Source organism: uncultured Polaribacter sp., from assembly GCF_947500975.1.
In the GTDB taxonomy this organism is placed as follows: Bacteria; Bacteroidota; Bacteroidia; order Flavobacteriales; family Flavobacteriaceae; genus Polaribacter.
Window position 1 is genome coordinate 1 of record NZ_CANMUE010000018.1, and the last position, 5,698, is coordinate 5,698.

At 27.9% G+C, this 5,698-nt stretch carries 6 protein-coding genes; all 6 read right to left on the reverse strand.

What is annotated here, in order from left to right:
• Positions 1–208: 208 nt before the first annotated feature.
• Positions 209–745 (reverse strand): hypothetical protein, encoded by a 537-nt coding sequence (locus Q0733_RS12620; RefSeq protein WP_298782647.1) that lies wholly within the window; start codon positions 743–745, stop codon positions 209–211.
• 5 nt (positions 746–750) lie between these two features.
• A complete protein-coding gene (locus Q0733_RS12625; RefSeq protein ID WP_298782649.1) occupies positions 751–2,136 on the reverse strand; it encodes an AAA family ATPase in 1,386 nt (461 codons plus the stop codon).
• Between the two features lie 267 nt (positions 2,137–2,403).
• Positions 2,404–3,342 carry a hypothetical protein gene (locus tag Q0733_RS12630; RefSeq protein ID WP_298782651.1) on the reverse strand — a complete coding sequence of 313 codons (939 nt, stop codon included), beginning with the start codon at positions 3,340–3,342 and terminating at the stop codon, positions 2,404–2,406.
• 145 nt (positions 3,343–3,487) lie between these two features.
• Positions 3,488–4,252, reverse strand: a complete 765-nt coding sequence (locus Q0733_RS12635) for a hypothetical protein (RefSeq protein ID WP_298782653.1) — start codon at positions 4,250–4,252, stop codon at positions 3,488–3,490.
• Positions 4,253–4,415: 163 nt separating this feature from the next.
• A complete protein-coding gene (locus Q0733_RS12640; RefSeq protein ID WP_298782655.1) occupies positions 4,416–5,180 on the reverse strand; it encodes a tetratricopeptide repeat protein in 765 nt (254 codons plus the stop codon).
• Positions 5,164–5,613: a hypothetical protein gene (locus tag Q0733_RS12645; RefSeq protein WP_298782656.1), complete on the reverse strand. Its 450-nt coding sequence runs from the start codon at positions 5,611–5,613 to the stop codon at positions 5,164–5,166. Before Q0733_RS12645 ends, Q0733_RS12640 begins: the two co-directional genes overlap by 17 nt.
• Positions 5,614–5,698: the final 85 nt, after the last annotated feature.

The following is a 5,698-nucleotide window of genomic DNA, read 5'->3' on the forward strand; positions in this document are numbered from 1 at the left end:
TCAGCTTTCATTCGTACAATTTCATTTTGCTGTTTTTTCAAGCGTTTCAGTTTTTCTGAACAATAAATTACAACGTTCTTGTATATGGTTTGTTGCGTGTTTCAAGCAACTAATTTAGTAAATAATTACTGACCAAGAAAGTCCGCGAGGACTTTCGTAAGTAGGCAAGAAGCCAGCAATAAATTATATACGGTGTTATGTGCAGGCTTTAGTAAGTTAAATATTCCTTTATATAAAAACAACTTGGATGTTGATGTTCAATCACTCCATTTTCTTTTTCAATAATTCCTTTCTTTAGAGTTGTTTTTTTTGATTTAGATTCACTAATTCTAATTTTTCGGAAATGAAGATTTTGCTCAGAAATTTCAATTTCAAGGTTTAATCTGTTTATTGTTGATAGAATATATTCAGAAAAACATTGTCCTGCCTCAAGTTGTCTTTTTGCTGATTCAGTCCCTTTTTTCATTTCTATGAGAAAAACAAAAAGATGCTCACCTTCTTCAATGAATAGTAAATAATCACATATTTTTTTTAAACCAGTAACTCCAGTAGTTTTAAAAAAAGGTAAAATATCTTTAGCTACATCATATTTATAGACGCAATAATCTAATTGATTTCCACCTATTATTTTCCTTTTCATTTCAAAAACTTTTCCGTGTTTATCTTTATCTTTTTCTGATAAAAATTCAGATTCGTCTTTAAAATTTTCGTTTAAAATAGAATTAATAATATCTAATTTACTCATAAATATTATTCTTTTGTTCCGTATTTAAGAGTATAGAAAAGGTCATTTGTTAGATTATTCTGTTTTTCTATTTCTGCATCTATTGAAGGTATTTCAAAACCATATTCTGTTACAGGTATTAAATCTACACTAGCTTGAGTCTTTAGTTTATAATAGAAATAATGAACATTAATATCTTTTTGGTTAATGTATTCACCATCTTTGAAGTGATGTTCCTCCCTAATAGATTTTATGTTTTCGTCATTTGATGATAACATTATGAGGTTATTTATTTCACGAAGTATATAATCACTATGTGTACTAATAACAAAATTTAACCCTTTATTAATTAATTGAGCTATTATTCGTGTCAATTTTATTTGATTATCTGGATGTAGATTTAATTCTGGTTCATCTATAATGACTAAATCATTTTTTAGTGCAGTGTGTTTTAAGTAAATGACTAAACCTGCTAATGTTTTAACAATTGATGAGCTTTGGTGAAATGAAAGGGTTTTCCTTTTTGAGGTTTTGTTACTTGAAAATTCAACATTACCATTTTTACCAATAACAACGCTACCATCTAAAAGTTCTTTTTCAATTTCAATAGCGAAATCAAAATAAACACTATTTGTCTTTTTAATAGCATCTAAATCATCTGCAACTTTTAAGCAATCTCTAATCGGTTGTGGGTAGCGATTTGAAGTTGAGAATAATAAGTCAAATCGATTATAATCTTCATTTGAAGATAACTGTTTAATTAAATCATATTTTTCATTATTTTTAATAGAAAGTTCTTTATTAAAAGTAAATATAGAATTTCTTTCTACTGGAAATATTGTAGATGACATTATTGGGTAATATATTAGTTTAGCATATAATATTGAAAGAAATGCAATATCTAAATATCTTACAAATTCCTCATTTTTTATAGTATCTTCAAAAAGTATTACTTTAATTTTTTCGTCTTCAGTTTTTTCTATTGTAAGTGTATATGTGTGAAACTTTATAAGTTCGCTAAATCTTATTTTTTTTATTCTATTAAAAAAGTCATTTTCTTTTTCTTTGAAAATGATTTCTGTTTTAGAGAAAAAGTCATTAGAACTACTTTCAGGAATCGAAAATAATTTCCATAAATTTGGTTTTATTTTTTTATTTTCACTTTGTTTGAAATCATACATTTGAGATATATCCAAAGGAATTTCAACTTCATTATTTTCAATAAGAATGTCAATATATTTTTTGTCAAACCCAATACCAAAACTTTTGTTTTCTAAAGAAGTAATTGCATATAGAATATAAGCCATATATGTTTTTCCTGTACTATTTCCTCCACAAAAAATATTCAACTTTTTGCTTAAGTCAATTGTAGCATCCTTTACAGCTCCTAAGTTTTTTATTTGTACTTTCATTTAATTTAAAAAATTTGAATCAAAGATAATTATATTAAATGAACTAGCAATTTTTTTAGCTTGCACATAACGGCTTCGGCTATGATTAGTACGGGAATAAATAAGCGATTAATTTCCGATTAAGCACTTAGCCAAAACTTTTTATTTTGTTTTACTTTTTCATTTTTAAAGCCAAATCAAAAGATTTGGCGGAATTTATAAAATACACTAAACTTTGGATTAAACACAAAACCCCGTATTAATTATAGCCATTGTTGTGTGCAGTTATTATATGTCAATTATGTCTCCGTTAGGGTAAATTATTTTAGTTACGTTATATACAGCTCTTCCTTTTTTTATTATTTCTCCGTCATCAGTCATTTTTTGTTTTGTTTCTAAATCACAAACTATTTTTGTTCCATTAGTGAATTTCAAATTTTTATTGATAATCAAACTTTTGAAATTTTTGTCTTTTAAAGAGAAGTTTATTTGCTCATTATTATATAAAGCTTTCCAATTCATTCTATTACTTGTTAATACTGGAGAAGCTATTTCTAAAGTAACGTTATTTTCGTAATCAGAATCAATATCGGTTTCTTCAATTATAAACAATTTGAAATCTTTTCTAGGAACAAATTTTTCATTTTTTTTAGGCTCAAACTCTTTATTTAATTCTTGAGTTGATACTTTTTCAATTTTACCTTCATTCAAAAGTGTTTTGTAAAACTTTGATTTACTTATTTTAACTTGATTAAGTTCAGAAATGTAAATAGATAAATCATTAATAAATTCTTGACTTATGACTAACTGTTCCTCTGTTTCCTCAAGAGGTATTTCTTGTTGTTCGGAAAGCTCTTTTTTAAGTTTCCTAATTTCGAGTTCTAGTTTCTCTTTTTTCATTCTTTCCATTTCTGGGTCGGACTTGATATTGTCAGAAACTACATCTGATATAATTGTAGCAACTATTCCAGCAAAAAATGCACCTACAATTTGAATTTTTCTTCTATTTTTCTTTTTATTTAGAAATTTATAAATGGACTTTATTCCACCTTCTTCTAATGCTTGAATTTCAACTAAAACATCTAAATCTAAAATTTTAGAAACTTCAGTTACAATTTTTAATAATTCGCTTTCAGCTTTATTGTAAACTATAGCGTCCATTGAATGCTCATTATCAGATAAATAATAATGAAGTTGTAAGATTTCTAAATCAGATGTTTTATTCATAGAATTTTGTTTTTATTGCACACAACGTTGTTGTATATGGTTTGTTGCGTGTTTTAAGCACCTAATTTAGCAAATAGAAACCGAATAGAAAATCCGCGAGGATTTTTGTAAGTAAGCTAGAACTAGCAATAAATTATATACGGTGTTACCCAACGTTTTTATATCTTTTATTATAAATTTCCTCTCGGATTTTCTCAATTTCTCCAATATATTCCTCGAATCTCATTGATGAACTTCCGTGAAAAGTCAGTTCGCTACTTATTTCGTCAGCAACATCAATTATTTTCTCAAATCTTTTTTCGATTGCATTTTGCCTTTTTAAATTCTCAATTTGTTCATATTGTTCGTTTAGGAAACGGTCAAAACATTTCATAAGACTTTCTGCGTAAAAACTACTCATTTTTTCCGAACTTGGTTTTACAAGTAATTCAAGTTCATAATCATTAAGAATTTTGTCGTAATATCTTGATTTGTATTCATCAACTGCAATTTGAATATCTGAAATGTATCGTTTGTCAGTTGAAGCATTTATAAAATCAGGATATAATTTATTTAAAAACTCAAATCTTGATTTAATTGTATCGCTGTTTTTTGTGTTATCAATAATATTAATGCTTTCTAAAACCTGTATCCCACGATTTTGTATTTGATTTGCACTAAAATTAGAAGTTACTCCAGTTGTCTTTTTTGCAACTTTAGTTATTTTTCTGTTTAAAATGTTCAGAATTTTTTCGGTGTCGTATTTTCGTTTAGAGTTCATTCCGAATCCAACATCATACTTGGCTATTTTAGCGAAACATTTTCGGCAAACTCTTCCTCCATCATTAAGTTTTCCTCCTCCAAAATTTGGTTTCGTAAAGAATGTCAGTTTTGTGTCACAACCTGCGCAATTTCTATCTGTTTGTTTCATTCTCGATGTTTCTTCAAATGTTGGGTAACGGTCTCGGCTATGAGTAGTTGCGTGGTTTAGCACTTAACTTTGCAAGTACACACCAAACTGAAAATCCGCGAGGATTTTCAGAAGTAGGCGAGAACAAGCAATTAATTATAGCCATTGTTGTAACCAGTTATTTTTAGTTCAATTTTCGTTTAAATTCTAGTATTTCAGACATATAAATTTCATTAAGAAACTCATTGTATTTATCATCTCGTTTGTAATCCATATTATTTTCCGCTTTCAATATATTCTCCTTGGCTTTGTCTATTTGACCAATTTTTTGGTATGCTTTAGCCATTCCAAAATAGGATTCAGGAACATTTTCGGTTTGTTTTAATGCTCGTTTAAATTCGGTAATCGCTTTTTCATAATTCCCAAGTTCATATTCACAAAGTCCGAGATAAACGAAACTATGTATGTCAGCCCAATCCTCTTTTTGGTTCTCAATGTTGCGATTAAATAATTCAATTCCTTTTTTATAGTCCTTTTTCCCGAAATAGCATTCTCCTCGCAAAAAGTCAATATCTTCTCCCCAAGGTGCATCTACAAATTTTGGTGTTAAACTGTCAAGTCGGTCAAAATCCTCAAGAGCTTTATCAAAGTCTCTCATTTTTCTTAATCTTATCCAACCTCTGTAACCTAAATGTAATTTTGGGTCGAGTTCTACTGCTTTATTTAAAAATTTGAATCCTTCAGTGAAATCACCAGATTTATTGATGTCTCCTGAATATTCAAAATAATCATTACTATCGTTTGATTGAAAACTAATTACTCTTTTTTGCCTTTCTATGCTTTTTTCTTTGAAACTTTTAGTCTTAAAGTAAGCGAAAGAAATAAAGGCTAATAGAAATACAGTTATGATTCCTACGATTATTAAAAATATTTTAAAAAATCTCTTCAATTTGTCCCTCTTTAATTTTTATTCTTATCAAATAAAATGTTTTTGTTTCTGTATCATTTGTCCAATTGGATAAATTTTTTGAGATTTTTCTAATTTTTTTAATCAAAGTCCCATTGTTAAACTCTGTTGGTTGATAATCACTGTCAACCTCAAAAGTTTCTTGATTACAGAAATTACCATATTTGTCTAAATGAATTCTTAATGTAATAAAACCATTATTTGGTTCAATATTCTTTTCTTTAATTGTTAGTTCTTTAAATACTTTTCGGATAGTAATATTTTCTCCCAATATTCTTGTATTATGGCGCTTTTCCTTAAAGTCAATTCCAATTATAGAACTGTAATAGGGCGAGGAATGCTCATCGCAAAGAGGTGTGTCATTTTTACACGAAAAAATCACAAGAATTATTATGATTGCAAAAGGTTTCTTCATAATTGGTTACAACGTGTTTGTATATGGTTTGTTGCGTGGTTTAAGCACTAAATTTAGCAAATAAAAACCGAATAGAAAATCCGCG

Coding starts and splice junctions, on each gene's coding strand:
- Q0733_RS12620 (WP_298782647.1), bottom strand. CDS start 745: ATGAGTAAATTAGATATTATTAATTCTATTTTAAACGAAAATTTTAAA.
- Q0733_RS12645 (WP_298782656.1), bottom strand. CDS start 5,613: ATGAAGAAACCTTTTGCAATCATAATAATTCTTGTGATTTTTTCGTGT.
- Q0733_RS12635 (WP_298782653.1), bottom strand. CDS start 4,252: ATGAAACAAACAGATAGAAATTGCGCAGGTTGTGACACAAAACTGACA.
- Q0733_RS12630 (WP_298782651.1), bottom strand. CDS start 3,342: ATGAATAAAACATCTGATTTAGAAATCTTACAACTTCATTATTATTTA.
- Q0733_RS12625 (WP_298782649.1), bottom strand. CDS start 2,136: ATGAAAGTACAAATAAAAAACTTAGGAGCTGTAAAGGATGCTACAATT.